The sequence below is a fragment of the Actinobacillus suis ATCC 33415 genome (assembly GCF_000739435.1).
GTDB classification, from domain to species: domain Bacteria; phylum Pseudomonadota; class Gammaproteobacteria; order Enterobacterales; family Pasteurellaceae; genus Actinobacillus; species Actinobacillus suis.
Window position 1 is genome coordinate 2,455,134 of sequence record NZ_CP009159.1, and the last position, 26,257, is coordinate 2,481,390.

At 41.8% G+C, this 26,257-nt stretch carries 24 protein-coding genes and 1 other annotated feature; of the genes, 19 read left to right on the top strand and 5 right to left on the bottom strand.

Translation table 11 applies throughout. The features are described from left to right. Positions 1-181: 181 nt before the first annotated feature. The 3 genes from ASU1_RS11455 to ASU1_RS11465 form a co-directional block, all read right to left on the bottom strand. Entirely contained in the window at positions 182-1,663 is a 1,482-nt protein-coding gene (locus tag ASU1_RS11455; protein ID WP_015674506.1) for an aldehyde dehydrogenase family protein, read from the bottom strand. Between the two features lie 189 nt (positions 1,664-1,852). Continuing rightward, positions 1,853-2,422 (bottom strand): acetate uptake transporter, encoded by a 570-nt coding sequence (locus ASU1_RS11460; RefSeq protein WP_015674507.1) that lies wholly within the window; start codon positions 2,420-2,422, stop codon positions 1,853-1,855. A 113-nt stretch (positions 2,423-2,535) separates the two neighbouring features. Beyond that, complete coding sequence (locus ASU1_RS11465; protein ID WP_015674508.1) at positions 2,536-3,585, bottom strand: extracellular solute-binding protein; 1,050 nt, start codon at positions 3,583-3,585, stop codon at positions 2,536-2,538. 230 nt (positions 3,586-3,815) lie between these two features. Between ASU1_RS11465 and ASU1_RS11470 the strand changes: the two genes are divergently transcribed. The 5 genes from ASU1_RS11470 (at position 3,816) to ASU1_RS11490 (ending at position 9,916) form a co-directional block, all read left to right on the top strand. Beyond that, positions 3,816-4,580, top strand: coding sequence for an ABC transporter ATP-binding protein (locus ASU1_RS11470; protein ID WP_015674509.1), 765 nt, complete (start codon positions 3,816-3,818; stop codon positions 4,578-4,580). Further along, positions 4,580-5,536, top strand: coding sequence for an iron-siderophore ABC transporter substrate-binding protein (locus tag ASU1_RS11475; RefSeq protein WP_039195656.1), 957 nt, complete (start codon positions 4,580-4,582; stop codon positions 5,534-5,536). The genes ASU1_RS11470 and ASU1_RS11475 overlap by 1 nt, the downstream gene beginning before the upstream one ends. After that, positions 5,530-7,482, top strand: a complete 1,953-nt coding sequence (gene fhuB / locus ASU1_RS11480) for a Fe(3+)-hydroxamate ABC transporter permease FhuB (RefSeq protein ID WP_015674511.1) — start codon at positions 5,530-5,532, stop codon at positions 7,480-7,482. The genes ASU1_RS11475 and fhuB overlap by 7 nt, the downstream gene beginning before the upstream one ends. A 46-nt stretch (positions 7,483-7,528) precedes the next feature. Continuing rightward, positions 7,529-9,532: a TonB-dependent siderophore receptor gene (locus ASU1_RS11485; RefSeq protein ID WP_015674512.1), complete on the top strand. Its 2,004-nt coding sequence runs from the start codon at positions 7,529-7,531 to the stop codon at positions 9,530-9,532. Positions 9,533-9,598: 66 nt separating this feature from the next. Further along, on the top strand, positions 9,599-9,916 hold the full coding sequence (locus ASU1_RS11490; RefSeq protein ID WP_015674513.1) for a DUF2322 family protein: 318 nt from the start codon (positions 9,599-9,601) through the stop codon (positions 9,914-9,916). A 90-nt stretch (positions 9,917-10,006) separates the two neighbouring features. On the opposite strand, the gene ASU1_RS11495 is transcribed toward ASU1_RS11490, so the two are convergent. Continuing rightward, the gene (locus tag ASU1_RS11495) at positions 10,007-10,864 is read right to left on the bottom strand and encodes a phosphoribosylaminoimidazolesuccinocarboxamide synthase (protein WP_015674514.1); all 858 of its coding nucleotides are present in this window, start codon (positions 10,862-10,864) and stop codon (positions 10,007-10,009) included. A gap of 200 nt (positions 10,865-11,064) precedes the next feature. Continuing rightward, positions 11,065-11,209: a sequence feature (His leader region), on the top strand. 47 nt (positions 11,210-11,256) lie between these two features. On the opposite strand from ASU1_RS11495, the gene hisG reads away from it, so the two are divergent. From hisG to map, 13 genes are all read left to right on the top strand, one after another. After that, a complete protein-coding gene (hisG, locus tag ASU1_RS11500; RefSeq protein ID WP_015674515.1) occupies positions 11,257-12,156 on the top strand; it encodes an ATP phosphoribosyltransferase in 900 nt (299 codons plus the stop codon). Positions 12,157-12,283: 127 nt separating this feature from the next. Next, positions 12,284-13,570 carry a histidinol dehydrogenase gene (hisD, locus tag ASU1_RS11505; protein ID WP_015674516.1) on the top strand — a complete coding sequence of 429 codons (1,287 nt, stop codon included), beginning with the start codon at positions 12,284-12,286 and terminating at the stop codon, positions 13,568-13,570. Positions 13,571-13,695: 125 nt separating this feature from the next. After that, the gene (gene hisC, locus ASU1_RS11510) at positions 13,696-14,748 is read left to right on the top strand and encodes a histidinol-phosphate transaminase (protein WP_039195659.1); all 1,053 of its coding nucleotides are present in this window, start codon (positions 13,696-13,698) and stop codon (positions 14,746-14,748) included. A gap of 124 nt (positions 14,749-14,872) precedes the next feature. Beyond that, positions 14,873-15,313, top strand: coding sequence for an IS200/IS605 family transposase (gene tnpA / locus ASU1_RS11515; RefSeq protein ID WP_005599862.1), 441 nt, complete (start codon positions 14,873-14,875; stop codon positions 15,311-15,313). A 130-nt stretch (positions 15,314-15,443) separates the two neighbouring features. Then, positions 15,444-16,529: a bifunctional histidinol-phosphatase/imidazoleglycerol-phosphate dehydratase HisB gene (gene hisB, locus ASU1_RS11520; protein WP_015674518.1), complete on the top strand. Its 1,086-nt coding sequence runs from the start codon at positions 15,444-15,446 to the stop codon at positions 16,527-16,529. Positions 16,530-16,721: 192 nt separating this feature from the next. Then, on the top strand, positions 16,722-17,816 hold the full coding sequence (locus ASU1_RS12080; protein ID WP_015674519.1) for a hypothetical protein: 1,095 nt from the start codon (positions 16,722-16,724) through the stop codon (positions 17,814-17,816). A gap of 16 nt (positions 17,817-17,832) precedes the next feature. Further along, the gene (hisH, locus tag ASU1_RS11530) at positions 17,833-18,426 is read left to right on the top strand and encodes an imidazole glycerol phosphate synthase subunit HisH (RefSeq protein WP_015674520.1); all 594 of its coding nucleotides are present in this window, start codon (positions 17,833-17,835) and stop codon (positions 18,424-18,426) included. A 171-nt stretch (positions 18,427-18,597) separates the two neighbouring features. Then, complete coding sequence (locus tag ASU1_RS11535) at positions 18,598-19,122, top strand: hypothetical protein (RefSeq protein ID WP_039195662.1); 525 nt, start codon at positions 18,598-18,600, stop codon at positions 19,120-19,122. 180 nt (positions 19,123-19,302) lie between these two features. Next, complete coding sequence (hisA, locus tag ASU1_RS11540; RefSeq protein ID WP_015674522.1) at positions 19,303-20,055, top strand: 1-(5-phosphoribosyl)-5-[(5-phosphoribosylamino)methylideneamino]imidazole-4-carboxamide isomerase; 753 nt, start codon at positions 19,303-19,305, stop codon at positions 20,053-20,055. Next, positions 20,037-20,810, top strand: a complete 774-nt coding sequence (gene hisF, locus ASU1_RS11545; RefSeq protein ID WP_015674523.1) for an imidazole glycerol phosphate synthase subunit HisF — start codon at positions 20,037-20,039, stop codon at positions 20,808-20,810. The genes hisA and hisF overlap by 19 nt, the downstream gene beginning before the upstream one ends. Before the next feature lie 128 nt (positions 20,811-20,938). Then, positions 20,939-21,580 (top strand): bifunctional phosphoribosyl-AMP cyclohydrolase/phosphoribosyl-ATP diphosphatase HisIE, encoded by a 642-nt coding sequence (gene hisIE / locus ASU1_RS11550; RefSeq protein WP_015674524.1) that lies wholly within the window; start codon positions 20,939-20,941, stop codon positions 21,578-21,580. A 119-nt stretch (positions 21,581-21,699) separates the two neighbouring features. Next, the gene (locus ASU1_RS11555) at positions 21,700-22,365 is read left to right on the top strand and encodes a 7-cyano-7-deazaguanine/7-aminomethyl-7-deazaguanine transporter (protein WP_015674525.1); all 666 of its coding nucleotides are present in this window, start codon (positions 21,700-21,702) and stop codon (positions 22,363-22,365) included. Positions 22,366-22,471: 106 nt separating this feature from the next. Then, a complete protein-coding gene (gene map / locus ASU1_RS11560) occupies positions 22,472-23,278 on the top strand; it encodes a type I methionyl aminopeptidase (protein WP_015674526.1) in 807 nt (268 codons plus the stop codon). A gap of 68 nt (positions 23,279-23,346) precedes the next feature. On the opposite strand, the gene uvrD is transcribed toward map, so the two are convergent. Further along, positions 23,347-25,545 (bottom strand): DNA helicase II, encoded by a 2,199-nt coding sequence (uvrD, locus tag ASU1_RS11565; RefSeq protein WP_015674527.1) that lies wholly within the window; start codon positions 25,543-25,545, stop codon positions 23,347-23,349. Between the two features lie 181 nt (positions 25,546-25,726). Between uvrD and ASU1_RS11570 the strand changes: the two genes are divergently transcribed. Beyond that, positions 25,727-26,230 carry an OmpA family protein gene (locus tag ASU1_RS11570; protein ID WP_015674528.1) on the top strand — a complete coding sequence of 168 codons (504 nt, stop codon included), beginning with the start codon at positions 25,727-25,729 and terminating at the stop codon, positions 26,228-26,230. Positions 26,231-26,257: the final 27 nt, after the last annotated feature.

A 26,257-nucleotide genomic window follows, 5' to 3' on the forward strand; every position in this document is an offset into this window, starting at 1 on the left:
GGATTTTAAATAAATCGCAAAATAAAAAGTTGCGAGAGATTACCCTGTCTGAGCAATGGAGTAAAGAACAAAAGGCATTTCGTTATAACAAAAAGGTATAAAAAGCGGTCTGATTTGCCCAAGATTTTGCAAAAAAAGTGAGAAATCAGACCGCTTATTCACGGAGATTCAATTCCGACCATTAGTACATGCCTTCACGCTCTTCACGGGTGCTGATGTAGATATTTTTCACTTGGGTATAAGCGTCTAACATCATTTGGTGGGTTTCACGCCCGATACCGGAAGATTTATAGCCACCGAACGGTGCGCCTGCCGGCAGAATATTATAACAATTTACCCACACACGACCGGTTTCGATCGCTTGTGCAACACGTAATGCACGGTTAATGTCTTTAGTCCAAACACCGCCGCCTAAGCCGTATTCCGAATCGTTCGCCATACGAATAACATCTTCTTCGGTTTTAAATTTAATCACGGTTGCCACCGGTCCGAAGATTTCTTCTTGAGCAATTCGGCTGTTATTATCTTTCGATTCAATTAAAGTCGGTTCAACAAATTCACCGCTGGCAAGATTATCCGCTAACACTTTTCTACCGCCGGTAATAATACGGCAGCCTTCTTCTTCACCGATTTTCACATATTTTAAAATGGTGTTAAGTTGTCCCGCATTGACCTGTGCACCCATTTGAGTGTCATCTTCCCACGGTAAACCGACTTTGACTTTCTTAAATTCTTCGGCTAATGCTGCCACAAATTTGTCATAAATTCCTTCTTGTACAAAGATGCGTGAACCGGCACAACAGACTTGTCCTTGATTGAATAAAATCCCTTTTTGTGCGCCCTCTAATGCTTTGTCGAACGGCATATCGTCAAAGAAAATATTAGCCGATTTACCGCCTAATTCTAAGGTTGCCGGAATGAGTAATTCTGCGGCAGAAATCGCAATATGACGTCCCACTTCAGTCGAACCGGTAAATGCCAGTTTGTTAAAGCCTTTGTGTTTAAGCATATATTCACCGGATTTCGAACCTTTACCGGTAATCACGTTTAATACGCCTTTCGGCAGTAAATGATTAATTTTTTGTGCAAAGGATAATAGGCTTAACGAAGTAGTACTGGAAGGGTGAATGACCACGGTACAGCCGGCGGCAAGAGCCGGTGCGATTTTCCATGCCGCCATTAAGAATGGGAAATTCCACGGAATAATTTGCCCAACTACGCCGATTGGCTCACGCAGTACGAGCGAAAGTTCTTCTTGATTGATTTGATTTAAGCTGCCTTCGCCGGCACGAATGGCACTGGCAAAATAGCGGAAGTGATCGGCAGCCAACGGGATATCCGCTGCTCTGGTTTCTCGAATTGGTTTGCCGTTATCTAGCGTTTCTTGCAAAGCGAATAATTCACTATGCTCATCAATCACATCGGCAATTTTATTTAAAATGGCAGCTCGTTCTGCAGTAGTTGTTTTACGCCAAGTTTTAAACGCTTCTTGTGCTGCTGTTACTGCTGCATCCACATCCGCATCGGTTGCATCAACAAAGTGTGCCAGTACATTACCGTTTGCCGGATTGTAAGAAGCGAGTAAATCTTTACCGCTTCCCTGAGTCCATTCACCATTAATTAATAAGCCATAAGTTTTATCAAAAACATTTAGATTTTTCATCGCTTTGCTCCTAGGTTTATTACGGGAAATAAACTGTTACTGAGCGAATAATATGCGCTTAGAATTTAATCTGGCAATGTTTTTGTTAAAAAAATGTGAAAAGTGTGAGGTGGTTCGCAAAAATTGAAGAAGATTAATTGGAGGCTAAAAATAAGGACGCCATAGCGTCCTTATTGCGAGAATTAACTCTTACTGTTTTGGTGCACCGATTGGTAATACTGTGCGACCGAAGCTTTCGTTGATAATTTCTGCCGCTGCTAAGTAAAACGCTAATAAGGCTGTTAATAAACCGAAGTTACCACCGATGTGAGTAAGTGAGTGATCACCGGTGAAATCGCCAGCTGCTAATAAGTAGAAGGTGATGGTTAATGCTAAGAAGATTGCTTGTAATGCACGTGCTTTTGCTAATGTACCGATAAACATCATTAATGTGAATGTACCCCAAGCCACTAAGTACCAGCCGATGAACGGTGCAGTTACGCCTTCAGCGAAGAATACTTTGAATAATGCGAATGACCACCAGAAAGCACCGTAGCTGGTGAATGCAGTGAAACCAAAAGTGTTACCTTTTGAAAACTCAAACATACCTGCGATCATTTGTGCAGTACCACCGAAAGCAAAACCCATCGCAAGCACTAAGCCTACATTTTCGCCACCGAATGTACCGTTGTTGATTAAGCTAAGTAACCAAGTTGTTAATGCAAAGCCGCATAAACCTAATGGGCCCGGATTCGCAGTTAAAGAGTTATGATTTGACATTTAAGACCTCGAGTCATTGTTTAATGTTTAAGAAATTCGTCCTTCCGATTGGAAGGACGTTTGAGTTGCAAGAAATAACAAGCGGTTGTTATTTCTTCAAATTTTGCAAATAACTATTTGCCCGTTTTTAGCAAATTCCAGTATTTTTCGTAGATTTCAACGGCTTTGCCTACGTCTGCTTGCAAGATACCTTTATTAATTTCCTCTTTCGGCGGGAAAATTAACGGATCATTGACAAGCTCTGGAGAGAGTAGACTTTTTACGCCTTCATTCGGCATAGAAAAGCCCATTGTTTCGATTACTTCTTTCGCACTTTCAGGGCGTAATAAGAAATCAATAAATTTATGTGCCGCCTCTTTATTTACCGCACCTTTTGGAATGACATAGTTGTCCATCCAAATCACGGCACCTTCTTTCGGGAACACAAATTTTAAATCCGGATTTTCACTTTTAGCACGGTGCGCAGAGCCGCTCCATTGCATCCCTACGGAAACCTCACCTTGTAAGTAAGGCATTTCCGGTGAATCCGAGTTAAAAACTAATACATTCGGCACTAATTTTTGTAAACGCTGATAAGCACTTTGAATTTCTTGTTCGTTTTCGCTATTCGGTGATTTACCATCAAGTAATAAGGCAATATGAAACACTTCACGCGGATCGTTCATCATCAGCAATTTGCCTTTATACTCATCACGCCATAAATCGCCCCAGCTCGAAATCGTACTCGGATCAAAATCTTGTGAATTGACCCCGATACCGGTTAAGCCATACACATAAGGCAGAGAGTATTTATTTTCCGGGTCGAACGGCTTTGCCATCAACTCCGGTGTTACGTAATTTAAGTTAGTTAATTTGCTTTTATCTAACTCGGCAAGCATTCCTTCTTTCGCCATTTTGCCAACATAGTAGCTAGAAGGAAATACGATGTCATAACCTTTTGAATTTGAAAGTTTTAACTTCGAATACATTTCTTCATTACTTTCAAATGTCGAATAAATGACTTCAATTCCCGTTTCTTTGGTAAATTTTTCTAAGAGTGATGAAGGTACGTATTCCGTCCAGTTATAAACGTATAATTTCTCAGCAGCTTGTGCGGTAATTGCGGAAAATGCGAGGCTTAATACAGCAAGTTTTGCTAAAAATGCACGACCGAATTTAATCAATTTTTTATCCTCTGAAAAAGGCCAATAAAAAACTAGGCGTGATACCTAGTCCAAAAGCGCAGAATTATAGCGATAACAGCGCTGAGTTTCTATAAATAGTCGTTAAAATTGTAAAAATTTTTGTTTATTTGACCGCTTGTATTGACTGAATATATTAAAATACATAAATCTGTTTTAACGCTAATAATTTTTAATTAGAATAATCTTCTTTTTATTTATTCGGAGTTATTGTGTTTTTAATTGAAAATGCGACTTTTGCTATTCCTACTCGAACTTTACTCCATTCAATTTCTTTGCAATTCGAGCAAGGTAAAGTGTACGGTTTAATCGGACACAATGGCTCAGGCAAATCCACCTTAATTAAATTATTGGCGAAACAAAATACGTTATCTGGCGGCAGAATTCTATTTAACCAGCAAGAACTTAGCCGATGGTCATCACGAGATTTTGCTAAACAAGTTGCTTATCTTCCTCAACATCTCCCACAAGCTACCAATCTGACTGCCAGAGAGCTTATCGCCATGGGGCGTTATGCGTGGAACGGTTTATTCGGTTCTAATAAACAAAAAGATCATGAAGCCATCGAACGAGCCTTAGCCTTAACCAACACGGAACAGTTTGCCGAGCAGTTGGTAGATACGCTTTCCGGCGGTGAGCGTTCTCGCATTTGGTTAGCGATGTTATTAGCGCAACAAAGCAAATTCTTGTTGTTGGACGAACCGCTTGCCGCCTTGGATATCGCTCATCAAGTAGAAGTGATGGAATTGGTCAAAAAATTGGCGCACGAGCTGAATTTGGGTGTGATTATTGTGATTCATGATATTAATTTGGCGGCACGTTATTGTGATCAGTTGGTGGCGTTGCATAGCGGCAAATTATTAGCGCAGGGTGATGCGTTTGAGATTGTAAACAGCCCGAAATTAAAACAAATTTACGGTATTGATCTGAATGTGATCGAACACCCTGAAACCAAACGACCGGTGAGTTTTTATTGATGAAACAACTTATTTTTTTACCTCGGAACACACAGAAAAACACAGAAAATATTTATCGTATTTTCCGTGAGCTTCCGTGTTTCTCCGTGGTTAAAACGCTACAAGCGGTCGTTTTTACACTTTTTTTTGCAATGTCTTGTGGGGTGAAGGCAAAATCTTTTGCGACCTTGGATTGGACGGTTGCCGAAACATTAATCGCGTTAGGCGAGAAGCCGGTGGCGGTCGGTGATGTAAAAAGTTATCAGCAGTGGGTCAGTGAACCGGCGTTACCGAATAACACCTTAGATCTCGGCGTGCGAATGCAACCGAATCCGGAACAGATTCTTGCCTTAAAACAGAGCGATCACGATTTACATTTTATTAATAGCAGTTTTTACGCCCAAGCCACCGCAACACTCGAGCCGTTTTCCTCTGTGACATTAGTCGATTTTTATACGGAAGGCGATGCTTGGCAAAATATTGTGAATGCTAGCCGTAAAGTCGCGTTTATTGCGGATAAACAAACGGAATTTGAGCAGCTCATGGCTAATTATTTGCAAAAAATGGGTGAAATCCGACCGCTTGTTCAGCCTTATTTGGAGCGCCCGATTGCCTTAGTACAGTTTATTGATACGCGCCATTTACGCATTTATGCCGCAAATAGTCCGTTTGGTGCGGTGTTGTCACAACTCGGTTTTCACAATGCGTGGAGCGGTTCGCAAAATGCGTGGGGCTTTGAGACGATTGATGTTACTCAGTTAGCCAAACTTGTGCCGAATAGCCGTTTAGTGGTGGTAAAACCGTATCCGGCGAATATTGGATCCGCCTTGCGTTATAACACCTTGTGGCAACATTTGGCTATGGCGAAAGATCCGTTAATTTTACCGGCAGTATGGACATTCGGTGGTATTCCTTCCGCCCAACGCTTTGCCGAAATGTTTGCTAACGGATTATTGCACGGAGGCGAACAATGGTAAAAGCGAGCAAATTATTGTTCAGCGGATTAGCCGTGCTATTTGTCGGGCTATTGCTAACGACATTAACGTTACAATTACCAAACGGAAGCGGGTTGGTTTCGCTCTTTTTGCCGAGCGAAAATCTGGAACTATTGCTGATTCAAAGTTATAGCTTACCGCGTATTGTGATGGCATTACTTTCCGGCGGTTTGCTAGGTTTAGCGAGCTTATTATTACAGCAAGTGATGGCGAATCCGTTGGCATCGGATAATACGCTTGGCATTAGTAGCGGTGCGCAATTCGCCTTATTTTTAACGGCGATTTTTTTACCGGATTGGCTGGAATACGGCTCAAGTGCGGTCGCATTAATCGGTGCGGCATTCAGCCTGATTTTAGTGCTGAGTTTGGCGATGCGAAAAACAATGTCGCCCTTATTGTTGATCCTTGCTGGTTTAGTGGTAAATCTCTATTTTGGTTCATTTTCCGCATTAATGATGCTGTTTTATCCGGAAGAATCTCGAGGTTTGGCACAATGGGGGGCTGGCTCTTTAGTACAAGAAAGCTGGCGGGATTCGTTATTGCTGATTGCTCAAGCGATACCTGCGATCTTGATTATTAGTTTATTGGTTCGTCCGCTAACCATTTTGGCATTAAATGATGCGAATGCGCAGAGCTTAGGTGTGCCGGTAGCTAAATTGCGAGTGCTCGGTGTATTGATCGCGGCATTTTTAATTGCAGTTGTGGTGGCGAAAGTCGGTATGTTGGGTTTTATCGGCTTGGCTTCGGCAACTATCGTTCGCCAACTGCATATTCGCCGTTTTAGTCATCAGCTATGTGCCGCTTTTGTGCTGGGGGCGTTATTGTTGGCGAATACGGATTTGCTGTTACAGTTATTTGCCTTTTTTAGCGGGATTCATTTACCGACCGGTGCGGTGGTCGCATTATTAGGTACGCCGTTGTTGCTTTGGCTAATGTTTAGTGCCTTACCGCATACCGGACGTTTACAAGAGGCGGGTTCGCAAAAAATTCGTCAATTTAGACCGCTTGTTCTTGCTTTGATAGTGGGCGGCTTAGCGTTGGCAATTTGCTTAGCGTTATTTGTCGGCAAAGGTATCAATGGCTGGCAATGGACGCAACAAAGCGAGTTGATTGCATTGCGCCTCCCTCGTTTAATGGCGGCGATAGCAGTCGGAATTTTATTATCGGTTGCCGGTGTAATTTTACAGCGTTTAACGCTCAATCCAATGGCAAGCCCCGAGTTATTGGGCGTTTCTTCCGGCACATCAATGGGCATCTTAGCCGCTTTATTTCTGTTTGGCGTACAACAAACAGAATGGTTTTGGTTAGCAGGGATTCTCGGTGCTTGTGTGGCATTATTGGTATTAACGGCGATTAATCAGCGTAGCGGTATGTTGCCGGAAAAAGTGTTGCTGACCGGTATTAGCTTATCGGCATTATTCGATACGTTGCAACGTTTAGCGATTGCCAGCGGTGATCCCCGAGCGAATCAGTTGATTGCCTGGACATCCGGATCAACGCAAAATGTTACTAATGAAATGGCTATCGGCTTGCTAGCGGTCAGTTTTGCACTACTTTTTGCAAGTTTGATTTTCAGCCGTTGGCTTGCTTTACTGGCGTTACAAGCACCGATGGCACAATCGCTAGGATTAAATCTCAAACAGGTTCGCTGGAGTTTAATTTTATTTAGTGCGTTATTAACTGCGCTAGCGACCTTGGTTATCGGGCCGCTAAGCTTTATCGGTTTACTGGTGCCGCAAATGGTTCGCTTTTTAGGGGTAAAAAAAGTCTCGCAACAGATTTTGATCTCAGCTTGTTTGGGCGGATTGATAATGTCGCTTGCCGACTGGCTCGGCAGACAGTTATTGTTTCCGTATGAAATTCCGGCAGGCTTAGTCGCCACATTAGTTGGTGGAACTTATTTCTTATTAATGCTAAGAAGAGTTTAACCTTCACAATTTAAAAAATTCTTAACAACATTTTAGGGTGAATAAAATGAAAAAAACGTTTTTCTATTCGACAGTCGCTTCGGCAGTTGCCTTAGCCATCTCACCGGCAATCGCACAAGAAACTGCGGTATTGGATGAGGTGTCGGTGGTTGGTTCTGTTTCTAAAGCAGGTAAGGTGGAATATATGACACCTAAATCGGTATCTGTATTAACAGAAGAACAGATTAAAGAGAAAGGTTATAAACAAGCTGATGAAATTGGTCGTTATGAAGCAGGTATCTTAAGCCAGCCGTATGGAGGAGATATTGATACCCATGATTGGATTCGTATTCGTGGTTTTAGCCCAACTCTTCGCATTGACGGTACGGCAATGTATAGCTTTGGTTTCTATCATTGGCAACCGAATATGTATGGCTTAGAAAGTATTGAAGTTGTAAAAGGTGCTGATTCTCTTACTTATGGTTCAGCACAAAGTGGCGGATTAATTAATTTAGTGAGCAAGCGTCCGACAAAAGAGCCGAAAGGTGAGTTGAAGTTTACGTTGGGAAATAGAAACGAGAGAGGTTTTTCAGCAGATTATAGTAATGCTATTAGTGAAAATGTTCGTTTCCGTCTAGTCGGTGATTTCAACCGAAGAGATGGTGAGCCGAAAGGCAGTTATATGGATGCTTATTACTTTGCTCCAAGTCTTTCGTGGGATATTAGTAAAAATACCAGTTTGACTTTATTAGCAAGTGTTCAGCATGATAATGGTCGTCCAAGTTCAGGTTTTTTCCCTGCCGGTTATGAAAGATTATCTTCTTTAGGATTATCTAATCGTACTAACTTTGCAGAAAATGTACCGGAATATTTGCGCCGTAATCAATATTCTGTCGGTTATGAATTTACTCATAAATTTAGTGATGATTTAGTTTATCAGTCAAATTATCGCTATGCTTATAGCAATAAAGACCAATTTAGTGCTTCTATCGGTTGGGATGGTTCATCTTTAAGTACAATGACGGCAAGAGGAAAAACCTTTACGCATTCATTAGATAATCGCTTAAGTAAAACATGGGCGATAGATCGTGTTGAAAATATATTGACGGTCGGTTTCGATTACACGATTGGTAAAAACTATGCGGCAAACGGTTATGGTAGTGAAATATTAAGCAATTTATACGGTAATTATCCAACGGCGGTGCAACCGTTTGATGCAGTATCACCTTATGTAAATAAAGAAAAACAATTAGGCGTATATGTACAAAATCAATTCCGTTTTGACAATAAATTGCTAGTAAATTTAGGTGCTCGCCGTGATTTTGCAAAAGGTGATTATTATAGTACGTACGGTGGTGAAGGGTATGATCTAAATCATAATAGCTACTCAGCCGGTGTAATGTACGTTACCGATTCAGGTTTATCTCCGTTTTATAACTATTCTGAATCTTTCCGCCCAATCTCAGGTTCTAATGTTAATGGGCACATAGTACGCTATAAGCCTTATGAAGGTTCGCAACATGAAGTAGGTTTTAAATATTTACCGAGTTTTGTTGATGGAACACTCTCTATTGCTTATTTTGATTTAAAAGAGAAAAATGGTTTGGTTCAGGGACAAGTGAACGGACAAGTTATTCAATTGCAAACAGAGAAAGCCAAAAGTAAAGGTGTTGAATTACAAACAGATATGAAGCTGAATGATAATATTTCGGCATTATTAGCTTATACTTATACTGATGCTAAAGTAAATAATATACGTAAGGCGATTATTCCTCGTCATACATATTCCGCTTTCATGAATTACGCATTCACAAATAATACATTAGTTGGTCTTAAAGTAGGAGCGGGAGTTCGATACGTAGGTACAAGTACTAATGGTGTAATAGAAGAAAAAATTCCGGCTTATACATTAGTGGACTTAATGGCTAAATATGATTTCAACAAGCATTGGGTTGCACAAGTTAATGTTTCGAATTTGAGTAACAAAAAATACATAAGTGCATGTGATACCTATTGGTGTTATATGGGAGAAGGACGCAAAGTTACAGCGAACTTAACCTACAAATTCTAATTTGCAAAACCTATCAAAAGAGCTGATAATCTCAGCTCTTTTTTATCATAATCATAAGGAAACAATATGCAATTTAAAGACTATTTAGCCACCTTTTCAGCGGTTGATCATCTTGCCGGTTTAAATGTGCGTAATGCACAAGGGGAAGTGATTCATCATATTCCGGCTGTGGAAGGCAAATTGGGTTCACTTAAACTTTACAACGCCTTAGCGGAAAAATTTGACGGGAAATTAACCGCTTCAACGGCACAGCAAGGCATCGAATGGTTTGCCGAACACGTGGAAGATGCAAAACAAAATGCCGGCAAACACCCGAATATCGACTTATTATTTAAAGTCATTAGCGAAGATTTAGCATTAACGCTAGAGCCTGTCGCTAAGTAAGTAGTGTGAAGTAATTCATAAACAACAAGCGGTCGAAATTTGCAAAAAATTTGCAGAATCCGACCGCTTGCTTTTAGGGAAAACTGAGAACTATTTGGTTAATAAATCTAACGCTTCTTGGTATTTTGCCACGGTTTTTTCAATCACGTCTGACGGAACTTTCGGTGCCGGAGCCTGTTTATTCCAACCGCTGTTTTCCAACCAGTCACGCACAAATTGCTTGTCGAATGACGGCGGGTTTGTGCCTTCTTGGTAAGTATCTACCGACCAGAAACGGCTTGAGTCAGGGGTTAGCACTTCATCCATTAAAGTTAGCGTACCGTTCTCATCTAGACCGAATTCAAATTTGGTGTCGCAAATAATAATGCCTTTTGTGAGCGCATATTCCGCCGCTTCGGTATAAAGTGCAATCGCCGCATCACGCACTTTTGCCGCTAATTCCGCACCGATTTGGCGTTCACATTCTTCGTATGAAATATTGATATCGTGATCACCCACTTCCGCTTTGCTTGACGGAGTGAAAATCGGTTGTGGCAATTTGCTTGCTTCCACTAAACCTTCCGGTAATTTTAAGCCACAAATTGTGCCGGTTTGGTTATAGTCTTTTAAACCCGAACCGGTTAAATAGCCACGCACAATCGATTCGATTTTTACCGGTGTTAAGCGTTTACAAACTACGGCACGGTGCTGAATTGCTTCCGCTTCTTCTTTGGGTAAAACATCAAAAACAGAATCACCAGTAAAATGATTTGGCATAATGTGGGCTAACTTTTTGAACCAGAAATTAGAGATTTGGGTGAGAATTTCGCCTTTACGAGGAATCGGATCATCTAAGATTACATCAAATGCGGATAAACGGTCGGTGGCGACCATCAACATACGTTTATCATCAATTTCATAAAGATCACGTACTTTTCCCGAATAGATTTTTTTTAAGCTAATTTGCATGGTTAAAAATTCCTTTAGAACAAAAAATTAAGCGAATTATACCCTTTTACGCAAACGATTGCGAATTTATTCTAAAAGAAGAAATTTTTATCAAAAACAACTTGCAATCTATAAATTTTGAGCGTATTTTAAATAGCAACTCAACAAATTTATACGAAATTTTATATAAGAGAACCCATTATGAACTTTATCCGTACTCATCATCACCATCATTCAACCTGATATCTTTCGGGCATTTGAGTGTGGTCGGAAGATAGCAAATCTTCCGAGTACGTATAAAGCACAATCGCATATCGCAGCAAAATACATAACCTCTCGGAAGGCAACTTTCGAGAGGTTTTTTTATATCCGAAATTTAAACACAACCTTAAACACAACATAGGAAAGACAAAATGACAACCACAAACCGTTTACGTATCGCTCTGCAGAAAAAAGGGCGTTTAAGCAAAGATTGCAACGAATTACTCAAGCAATGCGGGGTAAAAATTAACTGGAATGAACAGCGTTTAATCGCTTATGCGGAAAATATGCCGATTGAAATTTTACGTGTGCGTGATGACGATATTCCTGGCTTGGTTTTTGAAGGTGTAGTGGATCTCGGCATTATTGGGGAAAATGTACTGGAAGAAGAGGAACTCGGTCGTCTTGCTCGAGGTGAGCAGGTTGAATATAAAAAATTACGCACCTTGGATTTTGGCGGCTGCCGTTTGTCGCTGGCGATTGATCGTGATCGCAGTTATAACGGTGTGCAAGACTTTGTTAATTCACGTATTGCCACCAGCTATCCGAACTTACTCAAACGCTATATGAACGAAAAGGGCGTAGCGTTTAAAAGCACCTTACTTAACGGCTCTGTCGAAGTCGCCCCTTCCGCCGGTTTAGCCGATGCGATTTGCGATTTGGTTTCATCCGGCGCAACGTTAGAAGCGAACGGTTTAAAAGAAGTGGAAGTGATTTATCAATCCAAAGCCTGCCTGATTCAACGTGCCGAACCGCTTTCAGCCGAAAAACAAGCGTTAGTCGATCGTTTACTCACCCGTATTCAAGGCGTGCAACAAGCGGCGGAAAGTAAATACATTATGCTGCACGCACCAAAAGATAAACTCAAAGAAATCACCGCACTTTTACCGGGTGTGGAAAACCCAACCATTCTCCCGCTCGCTAATGATTCCGCCCGTGTTGCGATGCACGTCGTCAGCCAAGAAAACTTGTTTTGGGAAACGATGGAACAACTCAAAGCAATGGGCGCAAGCTCGGTATTAGTACTGCCGATTGAGAAGATGTTGGCGTAATGACCACGCACTAACGTACGTGGTTACGCATAATGATGTCGCTCTGCGACATTGTACAGAATAAGGTTGCGGAGCAACCATACCATAAGTAACCCCATACGAGAGTATGGGGCGTGGAGAGAAAAATATGCAAACCCTAATTTGGAAAAACCTAACCGAACAACAACGCCAAGCGTCACTTACTCGTCCTGCAATTAGCTCCTCGCTGAATATTCAACAAGCGGTTGATGCGATTCGTGAAAACGTACTGGCAAATGGCGATAAGGCATTATTTGAGCTTTCGGAAAAATTCGACAATGTGAAATTAGATAATCTTGTTGTTTCAAAAGCGCAGATTCAAGCGGCAAGTGATCGTTTATCAGATGAACTAAAACAGGCGATCCAAAATGCCAAAGCAAATATCGAAAAATTTCACACAGCTCAAATTCCACAGCCGGTTGACATCGAAACTCAAGCTGGTGTGCGTTGCCAAGTGCTAACTCGCCCGATTAATCGTGTCGGCTTATACATTCCAGGTGGTTCAGCACCACTATTTTCCACCGTTTTAATGTTAGCTATTCCGGCAAAAATTGCCGGTTGTAAAAAAGTGGTGCTTTGCTCACCGCCACCGATTGCCGATGCGATTTTGTATGCGGCGAATTTGTGTGGCGTGGAAACCATTTACCAAGTGGGCGGTGCGCAAGCGATTGTGGCAATGGCATTCGGCACGGAATCCGTGGCAAAAGTGGATAAAATTTTCGGGCCGGGTAATAGCTTTGTAACCGAGGCGAAACGCCAAGTGTCGCAAACAGTAAATGGTGCAGCGATTGATATGCAAGCAGGCCCTTCGGAAGTGTTAGTGTTGGCGGATAAAAATGCCGATCCTGAATTTGTGGCGAGCGACTTGCTTTCCCAAGCGGAACACGGTGCAGACAGCCAAGTGATTTTGGTCACGAATAGTGAAACGTTAGCAAAACAGACCGCACTTGCGATTGAAAACCAACTTGCAAAATTGCCGAGAAAAGAGACCGCTTGCAAAGCACTAGAACACAGCCGAATTTTCATCGCCGAAAGCCTTGAACAAGCGGTCGAAATCAGCAATGAATACGCCCCTGAACACTTGGTGGTTCAAGTGGAAAACGCCCGCTCTTTACTCGATCAACTCGACAACGCAGGCTCGATTTTCCTAGGGGCATATTCCCCTGAAAGTATGGGCGATTACGCCAGCGGTACCAACCACGTGCTACCGACCTACGGTTACACCCGCACCACATCAAGCCTAGGTTTAGCGGATTTCAGCAAACGAATGACCGTGCAAGAGCTCACCCCGCAAGGTTTCAAAGATTTGGCAAAAACGGTGGAAGTAATGGCAAGTGCGGAACAGTTGGAGGCGCATAAACAGGCGGTGAGTATTCGGTTGGCGAAGATTGCCTAGCCCCACGCACTGATGTGCGAGGTTACGCATAATGTTGTCGCTCTGCGACAAGTAAATCGGTTGCAGAGCAACCGTATAATGATTAACCCCATACGTCAGTATGGGGTATAAAATAGGAACAAAATATGCAAATCTCACAACTCTCTCGAAAAAATGTACAAGCCCTAACTCCATACCAATCGGCACGTCGCTTGGGTGGCAATGGCGATGTGTGGCTGAATGCGAATGAATACCCAACTTCGCCAAACTTTGATTTAATTAACCGCACTTTTAACCGCTATCCGGAAGCACAACCAGCCGATATAGTAAATGGCTACGCCCAATATGCAGGCGTTCGCCCTGAAAACGTGATCGTTACCCGTGGTGGCGATGAAAGCATTGAGCTGATTATTCGAGCATTCTGTGAGCCGAGCGATAGCGTGCTTTATTGTCCGCCGACTTACGGAATGTATAGCGTATCGGCGGAAACTTGCGGTGTCGCACTCAAAACAGTGCCTTTAACTACTGATTTTCAGCTTAATTTGCCTGAAATCGAACGCAATCTTGACAGCGTAAAAGTGGTGTTTGTCTGTAGCCCAAACAACCCGACTGGCACGCTCGTCAAGCGGTCGGATTTACTTAAACTTTTGCAAATCACCGCAGGGCGAGCAATTGTAGTGGTGGACGAAGCCTACATCGAATTTTGCCCCGAAGCGACAATGGTAAGCGAGCTTGCCAACTTCCCACACTTAGCGATTATTCGCACGCTCTCGAAAGCCTTTGCCTTAGCGGGCTTGCGTTGTGGCTTTACCCTTGCCAACGAAGAATTAATCGGTGTCCTGCAAAAAGTGATCGCCCCGTATCCTTTGCCAGTGCCAGTTTCCGACATAGCCGCCCAAGCCTTGTCTGAACAAGGTATCGCTCAAATGCAATCACAGGTGCAAAACGTGCTAGATAACCGAGCGTGGTTGATTGCCGAACTGCAAAAATTGCCTTGCGTAGAACAGATTTTCGACACCGAAGCTAACTATGTTCTCGTTAAGTTCCAAGACGGACAAAAAGTGTTTAAAGCATTGTGGGAAAAAGGCATTATCTTGCGTGATCAGCACAAAGCGTTGGGATTGCAGAATTGTATTCGGATTTCGATTGGGACGAGGGGGGAGTTGGAGAGAACGGTGGAAGCAATTAGAAATGCCTAGCACGAGCCGTGCTAGGTTCCACAATCCCAGCCACGCTGTGGCTGTTAATTAGATAATATAGAGCCACAGCGTGGCTCAGATTAAGCAGCCCCATACGGCTCGTATGGAGAATAAAAGGAGAAATATGAGCTATACCAAACTTTTTTATCATATCGTTTTTCGCACGCTACAAAGCGTTCCTGCAATTAACGAAGAAAATGAGAAAGAGTTGTACCAATATATTTGGGCATTTTGTCAGCAACAAAAATGCACTTTGCATCGCATAAACGGAATGCCTGATCATTTACATTTATTGGTAGAAATTCACCCAAGTATGGCGGTGGCAGATTTTGTAAAACAGCTTAAAAATGCGAGCCATAAATGGCTTGAACATCATAGTGATCTTTTTCCTGATTTTTACGCTTGGTCGAAAGGTTATTGTGCGTTGAGTTATAGCGAACACGAAATTGGGAAAATTATCAATTACATCAAAGGGCAGAAAGAACATCATAAAACGTGGAGTTTTGTTGATGAGATGAAAGCGTTGCTTGGAAATGTAAATGAATATCTCGAACAAGATTTATAACCTAGCACGAGCCGTGCTAGGTTCCATAAACCCAGCCACGCTGTGGCTGATAATTAGATAATATAGAGCCGCAGGGCGGCTCGGATTAAGTAGCCCCGTACGGCTCGTATGGGGGATCACAGGAGCAAACATGACACAACCAACCCTATTCATCGACCGAGACGGCACTCTGATTGACGAGCCGAAAACTGATTTCCAAATTGATAGCTTGGAGAAACTTAAATTTGAACGCAATGTGATTCCTGCGTTACTGAAATTAAAAGATCACTACCGTTTTGTGATGGTCAGCAATCAAGACGGTTTGGGAACGGAGTCGTTTCCACAGGAAAATTTCGATAAACCGCATAATGCGATGTTAGAGATTTTCCGCTCGCAAGGCATTGAATTTGATGCGATTTTGATTTGTCCGCACAAGCCAGAAGATAACTGCGATTGCCGTAAACCGAAGATCAAATTGCTGAAAAAATATATCGACAAAAAACTGTTCGATCCTGACCGCAGTTTTGTGATCGGCGACCGTGCCACCGATGTGCAACTGGCGGAAAATCTTGGTATTCAGGCGTTGCAATATCACCCAGAAAAATTGGATTGGGATCTGATTGTGGAAAAATTATTGCCAAAAACGACCGCTTGTGAACGTCCGCCACGCTATGCGGAAGTGGTTCGCACCACCAAAGAAACCGACATCAAAGTGCAAGTGTGGCTGGACGAAACAGGCGTAAACCAAATCAGCACAGGCGTGGGCTTTTTCGACCATATGCTAGACCAAATCGCCACGCACGGCGGTTTCCGAATGAACGTGCAATGTAAAGGCGACTTGTGGATTGACGAACATCACACCGTTGAAGACACCGCACTTGCACTCGGCACGGCATTAAAACAGGCGTTAGGCGACAAATGTGGTATTCAACGTTTCGGCTTTGTGCTACCAATGGACGAATGTAAAGCGGAATGCACAATGGATTTATCGGGTCGGCCATATTTCAAATTTAAGGCGAAATTTAAGCGTGAAAAAGTGGGCGATTTCAGCACCGAAATGACCGAGCATTTCTTCCAATCGCTCGCCTACACCCTAATGGCAACGCTCCACCTGAAAACCCAAGGCGACAACGACCACCACAAAATCGAAAGCCTGTTCAAGGTGTTCGGCAGAACCTTAAGACAGTGCATCAAAGTGGAAGGGAATGAATTGCCGAGTTCAAAGGGTGTGTTGTGATTTTACGTGGGAATGCCCTACACTGGCGTGTAGGGTTACGCATAGTGCGGTTGCTCTGCAACCAATCTAGCTTGTCGCAGAGCGACAATACAATGCGTAACCTAGCACAAGAGTGCTAGGCAAAAGTGTAGTTGGGTTTTGCAAAGTTTTTTGGTAATTTGGCTGCTTGTACTATTGAGATGGATTAATGAAATGCTTAACAAAGAAACACTTAATAATTTACTACGATCAATTGATGTATACATTCAAAATAATCCTAATGAAGACATACAACTGGAAAAATGTAATTTCTGCAAAGATGTTATAAGTATGTTTTATGAAAATTATGAAGAGTGGAAATTAAATTGCCCTTTTAGCATGCAGAATATTGGAGAATACCTAAATGAAAAATATATAACAATTCGTGGTATCGATGATAAGTTTTATCTAACTTGTGCAAGGTTTTTTAGAGAATATTTATTGTCAGAACAAAGAAAAGGACATTATATACCTATTTTGAATGATGATTGGAATAAATTTAAAAGAAAATCCCCTGATTTAATTGATAAAAATCATAATTCTTGGTTAGAGTATTTGCTAAATAATCAATTTGATATTGATGTGTTAAATCATTATTTAGGTGATAAATCCTTTCAAGCTTTTCTAAATTATGAAAACAATCTAAAAAATGCAGAGGAAAAGTCAGAGAATCTCAAAGTTAATATTGCAGATAAAGCAAGTAAATTAGAAAATTTCATTAAAGAAAAAGAGAAAAGGGTTAATGAGTTAGCAGAATTATTAAAAGAACAAAAAACAGCATTTAATTTTGTTGGCTTATCTAAAGGTTTTGAAAAATTACTTTCTCAAAAACTATGGAGTAAATGGACTTCGTTTGGGATTATGTCTGTATTTTGTGTTCTTTTGATTGCATTACCAATAGTTATTATTGGTGGAAGATTTTTTAATTGGTTTGCAGAATATAATATTGAATGGAGCAAGATTGGTTGGGAACAAATGTTACCAATGTTAGGTTTAGAATTTATTTTTATTTATTTTTTCAGAGTTGCCTTAACACATTATAATTCAATCCAAACCCAAATAATGCAACTTGAATTACGACAATCTCTTTGCCAATTTATTCAAAGTTATGCTGATTATGCAAAAGAGATAAAAGAAAAAGATGGTGTTTCACTAGAAAAATTTGAGAATTTAATTTTTAGTAGCATTCTTTCAACACCAGATAAAGTACCAAGTACATTTGATGGTTTAGAACAATTATCTAATTTGATAAAAGAATTTAAAAAATAAAATAGCAGGAAACTAAATGCCAAACCTAATCATCATCAACACAGGCTGTGCAAACCTGTCATCGGTAAAATTTGCATTCGACCGTCTGGGGATTCAGGCGGAGATTAGTTGCGATTTAGACAAAATCAAATCGGCAGATAAATTGCTGTTGCCTGGGGTGGGGACGGCTGTAGCGGCGATGAAGATTTTGCAAGATCGTGATTTGATTGACACGATCCGCAACGCCACTCAACCAATGCTCGGTATTTGTTTGGGAATGCAGCTAATGACTGAATTTTCTGCCGAAGGTGAGGTGGGAACGCTTGGGCTAATGAGCGGCAAAACCGAGCTAATCCCAAATACAGGTTTGCCGTTGCCACATATGGGCTGGAACAAGGTGCAATATCAAGCCGACCACCCATTATTTCACGGTATTGAGCAAAACAGTCATTTCTATTTTGTGCATAGCTATGCGGTATTGCCGAATGAAAACACTATCGCCACCGCTGATTATGGCGTGCCTTTCTCGGCTGCGATTGCGAGCAAAAACTTCTATGGCGTGCAGTTCCACCCAGAGCGTTCTGGCAAAAATGGAGCGATGTTGTTGAAGAATTTTGTGGAGCTTATTTAGTGCCTCATACTGCCGTATGAGGTTACGCATAGTGCGGTTGCTCCGCAACCAATTTTGTTTGTCGCAGAGCGACAACATTATGCGTAACCTAGCACGAGAGTGCTAGGTAAACGTGCGGTAGATATTTGCGAAGTTTTTGGAGAATTTGACCGCCTGTAATGGAACATAAATATGGAGAAAATAGAAAAATTACCAAACTGGATTTTAAAAATACTGCCACTTTTGACTGGAAATATGTCACTTTCAGAATTTCAAGAGTGGCTTTATCAGCCTGATACAGAGAAATTTTTTCCTAATAATATATATATTGAATTGATTTCATTTGATTATAAAACTAAGTTGGTTTTTATAGATGAATTCATTTCTCAATTTATTTCCTTTGAAATGAAATTAGAATTAAGAAGAGTTTGTATATTTTTATCTGAACCAACGATTCTTTACCTTGAAGAAAAAGATCTTGGTATATTACCCGTATCAAAAGGGTTATTAAAATTCATATATTCTGAATTAAATCGAATATCATATGATATAAAGTATTGGGAATGGGAAGAGAATAATTATAAGTACGGGCAAGAATTAAGAAAACTTTTTAAGCTGTATGCAACTATGATAGTTTCATTATTGAGTGAATATGGAAGAAACACTGATAGTTATATTATTAAAACTCTAGCTACAATTTACTCCTATCAAAAATAAGCAGGATAAAAAGTGAATTTAATAACTATCAACATAAGCGGTGTAAACTGGCTAGTTTAACCCCCATACGAGCCGTATGGGGCTACATAATCCGAGCCACGCTGTGGCTCTTTGATACAGCCGCAGAGCGGCTGAGTTTATTCAGCCTAGCACGGCTCGTGCTAGGTACAGGAACACAATATGCAAAAAAAATCAATCATCATCCCCGCCCTTGACCTAATCGACGGCAATGTCGTTCGCCTACATCAAGGGGACTATGCGAAACAAACCACTTATTCCGATAATCCGCTTGAGCAATTCGCAAACTATCTCGCACAAGGGGCAGAGCAGCTGCATTTGGTTGATCTGACGGGGGCGAAAGATCCTGCGAAAAGACAGACCGCACTTATTGGAAAGATTATTGCGGCGACAAATTGCCAAATCCAAGTGGGCGGTGGTATTCGCACCGAGCAGGACGTGGCGGATTTATTGGCAGTGGGGGCAAATCGTGTAGTGATTGGCTCAACGGCAGTCAAAGATCGAGCTATGGTCAAGGGCTGGTTTGAAAAATACGGTGCGGAGAAATTTGTACTGGCGTTAGACGTGAACATTGACGCAAGCGGTCAAAAAATCATTGCCATTAGCGGTTGGCAAGAGGCGAGTGGTGTATCACTCGAAGAACTGATCGAAGATTATCAAGCGGTCGGATTACAGCATGTTTTATGCACCGATATTTCCCGAGATGGCACGTTAGCAGGCTCTAATGTGGATCTTTACCGTGAAATCTGTGCCAAATATCCTGAAATCCATTTCCAATCATCAGGCGGAATTGGCTCGCTTGACGATATTAAGGCGTTAAAAGGCACAGGTGTGTCGGGCGTGATCGTAGGGCGTGCGTTGTTAGAAGGCAAATTTAATGTCGCGGAGGCAATCGAATGTTGGCAAAACGGATAATCCCTTGTTTGGACGTGCGTGATGGTCAGGTGGTCAAAGGCGTGCAGTTCCGTAATCACGAAATTATTGGCGATATCGTACCGCTTGCGAAACGCTATGCGGAAGAAGGGGCGGACGAGTTAGTGTTTTACGACATTACCGCCTCATCGGACGGTCGCACGGTGGATAAAAGCTGGGTGGAGCGTGTGGCACAAGTGATCGATATTCCGTTTTGCGTAGCAGGTGGAATTAAGACGATTGAAGACGCAGAAAAATTGTTCGCTTTCGGAGCGGATAAAATCTCGATCAATTCCCCCGCACTTGCCGATCCGAATTTGATTACCGCATTGGCAGATCGCTTTGGCGTGCAAGCTGTGGTAGTCGGTATTGATAGTTGGTTTGAAAAAGAAACCGGCAAATATTGGGTTAATCAGTACACCGGCGATGAAAAACGCACTCGCCAAACCAACTGGCAACTGCTCGACTGGGTGCAAGAAGTGCAAAAACGTGGGGCGGGTGAAATCGTACTAAATATGATGAACCAAGACGGCGTTCGCAACGGCTACGATTTAACCCAACTCAAATTAGTACGTGAAGTATGCAACGTGCCGTTAATCGCCTCTGGCGGCGCAGGCGAAATGGTGCATTTCCGAGATGCTTTTACCCAAGCCAACGTGGACGGAGCATTGGCAGCAAGCGTGTTCCACAAGCGGATTATTGAGATTGGGGAGTTGAAAGCGTATCTTAACGCGGAAGGTGTTGAGATACGTCGTTAATACCTAGCACGAGCCGTGCTAAGTTCAAGAATCCTAGCCGCTCTGCGGCTGTATATCTGAAAGAAAAAGAGCCACAGCGTGGCTCAGATTATGTAACCCTATACGGCTCGTATAGGGTAAGGAATAATATGCAAAACAAAATCAACTGGCAAAAAGTAGATCAATTACTCCCCGTCATTATCCAACACTTCCAAACCAGTGAAGTGCTGATGTTGGGCTATATGAACCAAGAGGCGTTAGCTAAAACCTTAGCAGAGAAAGTGGTAACCTTCTATTCTCGCACCAAACGACGCTTGTGGACGAAAGGCGAAACATCGGGGCATTTTCTCAATGTGGTGGATATGAGTTTGGATTGCGATAACGATACGTTATTGATTTTAGTGAATCCAATCGGGCCGACTTGCCATACGGGCGAGAGGAGCTGTTTCCACCAATTTGAAAGCCAGTCTGAAGGCGATTGGACGTGGTTTGCGAAATTGGAACAGGTGCTTGCCGAGCGTAAATATGCCGATCCAGAAAGCTCTTATACTGCAAAACTGTATGCCAAAGGTGTGAAGAAAATCGCTCAAAAAGTTGGCGAAGAAGGTGTTGAAACCGCATTGGCAGCGGTGTCGCAAGATAAAGAAGAAGTGGTAAGCGAAGCGGCGGACTTAGCCTATCACTTGACTGTATTATTACATTCGATGAATCTTGAATGGGGCGATGTGATTGCTAAATTAAAAGAGCGTCATCAAGGTATAGGGCTTCACCCTGAAGGTTCAAATAAATAACATAAGCGGTTGAGTTTTGTAAAAAATTTGCAAAATTTGACCGCTTGCGTATAATGCGCCCCTCAAAATTGGTTGCCGAGTTCCCTTACCTCGGCTTTTTATTTTTAAAAAGGAATAATATGAACTTTCAAATTGATTTTTCAGACGCACAAAAGCGTCGTTCTCTTGTTTTACTTTCCCTTTTCCATATCTTTATTATCGCGATCAGTAACTATTTGGTGCAGATTACTTTTGAGGTAAAAATTCCGTTTACCGACATTGTGATTCCAACCACATGGGGCACATTTACTTTCCCGTTTGTGTTTTTGGCGACGGATTTAACCGTACGAGTATTTGGTGCAAGTCTTGCCCGTAAAATTATTTTTGTCGGTATGTTGCCGGCGTTACTGATTAGTTATGTGATTTCGGTGCTGTTTTTTGAGACTCAATTCCAAGGCTTTAATGCGTTAAACGAATTTAATCTGTTTGTGTTCCGTATTGCGTTGGCAAGTTTTTGTGCTTATGTAGTCGGGCAGCTATTGGATATTGTGGTGTTTAATCGCTTACGTCAGGGCAAAACGTGGTGGTTAGCTCCGATGTGTTCGACTATCTTCGGTACATTGATTGATACTTTCGCTTTCTTTGCAGTAGCGTTTTATAAAAGCGATGATGCTTATATGGCGGAACATTGGTTCACCATCGGTACGGTGGACTATGCGTTTAAACTGTTTGTTAGCTTATTACTGTTTTTACCGCTCTATGGCGTGTTACTCAATTATTTAGTCAAAAAATTTAAACTGAAATAGTCGTTTGGGGATTATGCTGAAAAAAGGTATAATCCCCTTACTTTTTTCTGCGTATTTGCAAGAAAATTGAGAAATTTAACCGCTTGAATTAAGAAGAGAGAACAGCATGAGCAAGATTCCATTAAGAACCGAAGAAGAGATTGAGAAATTACGTGTCGCTTGTAAATTAGCCTCTGACGTATTGGTAATGATTGAGCCGTATGTAAAAGAAGGTGTAAGTACCGCAGAATTAGACCGTATTTGCCACGAATATATCGTAAACGAACAGCAGGCGATTCCGGCGTGTTTAAATTATCACGGCTTTCCGAATGCCACTTGTATTTCATTGAACGAAGTGGTGTGTCACGGTATTCCGAGTGCGGATCGTAAATTGAAAAAAGGCGATATTTTAAATATTGATGTAACGGTAATTAAAGACGGTTACTACGGCGATAACTCGAAAATGTATGTGGTCGGAGAGCCGAGTATTCGTGATAAACGTTTAATTGAAGTGACATTAGAATCGCTTTATATCGGTTTACGCACAGTAAAACCAGGTATTCGTTTAAAAGAAATCGGTAAAACCATTCAGCAATATGTGGAAAAACAAGGTTTCTCTGTGGTGCGTGAATACTGCGGTCACGGTATCGGTACCGAATTCCATTGTGATCCGCAAGTACTTCACTACAATTCTGATGATGGTGGTGTAGTGCTGCAAGAAGGTATGGTGTTTACTATTGAGCCGATGGTGAATGCGGGTAAAAAAGAAATCCGTAATATGCCGGACGGCTGGACGGTAAAAACCAAAGACCGTAGCCATTCAGCGCAGTTTGAGCACCAAATTGTGGTGACCAAAGAAGGCTGTGAAGTGATGACGATTCGTGATGAAGAAATTGCCGAGGGTCGTATTTCTCGTATCATGAAAAACGTGTAATCGTGATAAATAAAAAATCCGCCGTAGGTTTTCACTTACGGCGGATTTTTTTATTTAGCAATGGCGAATTAGAGTTTTTCAAGGTTTGCCATTTTGGCAATCAACCATTTAATGCCATTTCCGGCAAAGGCGATTTGTAAACGGGTTGCTTCGCCGCTGCCTTCCACATTAACAATTGTGCCTTGTCCGAATTTAGCGTGCTGCACCTTTTGCCCCATTTTCCAACTATTGTCTTCTAAACAAGAAGCGGTCGTTTTTGCTGAATTTTTTGCAAAAGGTGTGCTTTGGGCAAAACTTGCCGCACGGTTGATAGAGCCTCTCAAACGCACTTCTCGAATATGCTGTTCGGGCAATTCGGCAATAAAACGAGAAGCGATATGACGCTCTTCTTTGCCGTATAAACGTCTGAGTTCGGCATAACTGATCGTTAATTTTTTCTTCGCTCGAGTAATGCCGACATAAGCCAAACGGCGTTCTTCTTGCAGTCTGCCTTCGTCAAAGCTCATTCCGCTCGGGAAAATACCTTCTTCCACACCGACCATAAATACACGAGGGAACTCTAAACCTTTCGCGGAATGTAACGTCATTAATTCGACATAATCCTGATGCGGGGAGGCTTGCGCTTCACCAGCTTCTAATGAGGCGTGAGTTAAAAATGCGGTGAGATCCGACATTTCTTCCGCTTCGTCAGGCTTGCTGAATTGTTTGGTAGCGGTGACCAGCTCTTCTAAGTTCTCAATACGAACTTCGCCTTTTTCTCCTTTTTCTTGTTTATACATTTCGTATAAACCGGATTTTTTAATCACAAAATCGGTTTGTTCAAACAGTGGCATTTGTTCGGTTTCTTGTTCGAGCGCATTAATCAATTCGACAAAACGCAGCAAGGCGGAAGCGGCTCTGCCGGACAGTTGTTCTTCTTGCACAGCTACTTGAATCGCCTGCCATAAGGTTATTTGGCGATTACGGGTAATTTGACGAATCGTATCTAACGTGCGTTCGCCAATCCCTCTTGGCGGTGTGTTAATCACACGTTCAAATGCTGCATCGTCTTGGCGATTAGCAATCAAGCGTAAATATGCCAGTGCATCTTTGATTTCTTGGCGTTCGAAGAAACGCATACCGCCGTAAATACGGTAAGGAATATTCGCTTGAATTAATGCTTCTTCAATCACTCGGGATTGGCTGTTACTACGATATAACACCGCACATTCATTTAGGCTGCCTTCGTCTTCTTTCCATTGTTTGATTTGTGAGGCAACAAAACGAGCTTCGTCTAATTCATTGAAAGCACAATAAATTTCAACCGGATCGCCATCACCCTGATCGGTCCATAAATTCTTACCTAAGCGGTCTTCGTTATTGGAAATTAACTCATTGGCGGTCGCCAAAATATGTCCGGTTGAACGGTAATTTTGCTCAAGACGAATAGTTTCCGCTTTTTGGTAGTCATTTAAGAAACGCTGAATATTTTCAACCTGCGCACCACGCCAGCCGTAAATCGATTGGTCGTCATCGCCGACAATCATCACGTTACCGGTTTCACCGGCAAGCAGACGGATTAAGTCATATTGAATATTGTTGGTATCTTGGAACTCATCGATCAAAATCTGCTGAAAACGTTGCTGATAGCGCTGCAAGATCGGCGGTTTGTCTCGGAAAAGTTCATAAGCTCGAATCAATAATTCGGCAAAATCTAACAGACCAGCACGATCGCAGGCATCTTGATAGATTTGGTAGATTTGGACTAATTTCTTCTCGTTCGGATCGTTATGATGATCAATATCTTTCGGACGTTTACCTTTATCTTTTTGCGCACTGATATACCACGCCACGTGTTTCGGTGGGAAATGTTTTTCATCAATATTGTGCAACTTTAACAAACGTTTAAGTAAACGTTGCTGATCCTCACTATCCATAATTTGGAAATCTTGTGGCAGATTAGCGTCAAGATAATGTGAACGTAACAAGCGGTTAGCAATGCTGTGGAACGTACCGACCCACATACCGAACAGGCGGTGATGACTGCTGGAAGAAAGAGTATGTTCGATACGATGACGCATTTCCGCCGCCGCTTTATTGGTAAAGGTTACTGCCAGAATATTCGATTCCGGTACGTTTTCTACACCGATTAACCACGCAATACGATGGGTAAGCACCCGTGTTTTACCGGATCCGGCTCCCGCTAATACTAAATAATTGCCCAACGGTGCAGCGACAGCCTCTCGCTGCTTATCATTTAAACCGTCTAATAATAAAGAAAAATCCATTACCGCCTCGTATTTAATTAATGTTTGTTTATACAGTTAATCCTATTATAGATCAAAGCGGTTAAATTTAGCGAAAGTTTTGCAAAGAGTTTGGAACTTTTTTTGATTTAGACTTACTATAGAGTGTCATTTATATTGACGAATTTTTAACTCCCTTTCTTGTTTTATAAGGACATATACAATGATCAAGAACGTAGCAAAAATTTCGGCTGTAACGGCAGCTACACTACTTTTAGCGGGCTGCTTTAGTGCAAGCAGTTTAAACAGAGATGCACAGGCTCCGGTAGCTCCACAAGTTGCTCCAGTAGTTGAAGAAACGGTTACACCGGCAAAAGAATACACATTAAGCGGTGATTTTTTATTTGATTTTGACAAGTCGAATCTAACTGCGAAGGGTAAAGCGACATTGAATAATATTGCACAAGAAATTAAAGCATCAGGTGCAAAAAAAGTAATCATTACCGGTTATACAGACCGTTTAGGTTCTCCTGCATACAACCAAAAACTTTCACAAGAACGTGCAAATTCAGCAAAAGCATATCTTGTAAATCAAGGTGTAAAAGCTCAGATGAAAGCTGTTGGCCGTGGGGAAGCTAACCAAGTAAAATTGTGTAAAAATGAATCAGCTGATAAGCTAAAATCGTGCTTGAAGCCTAATCGCCGAGTACACATTAAAGCAGAATAATATCTGTTTTATCTTGTCAATTTTAAA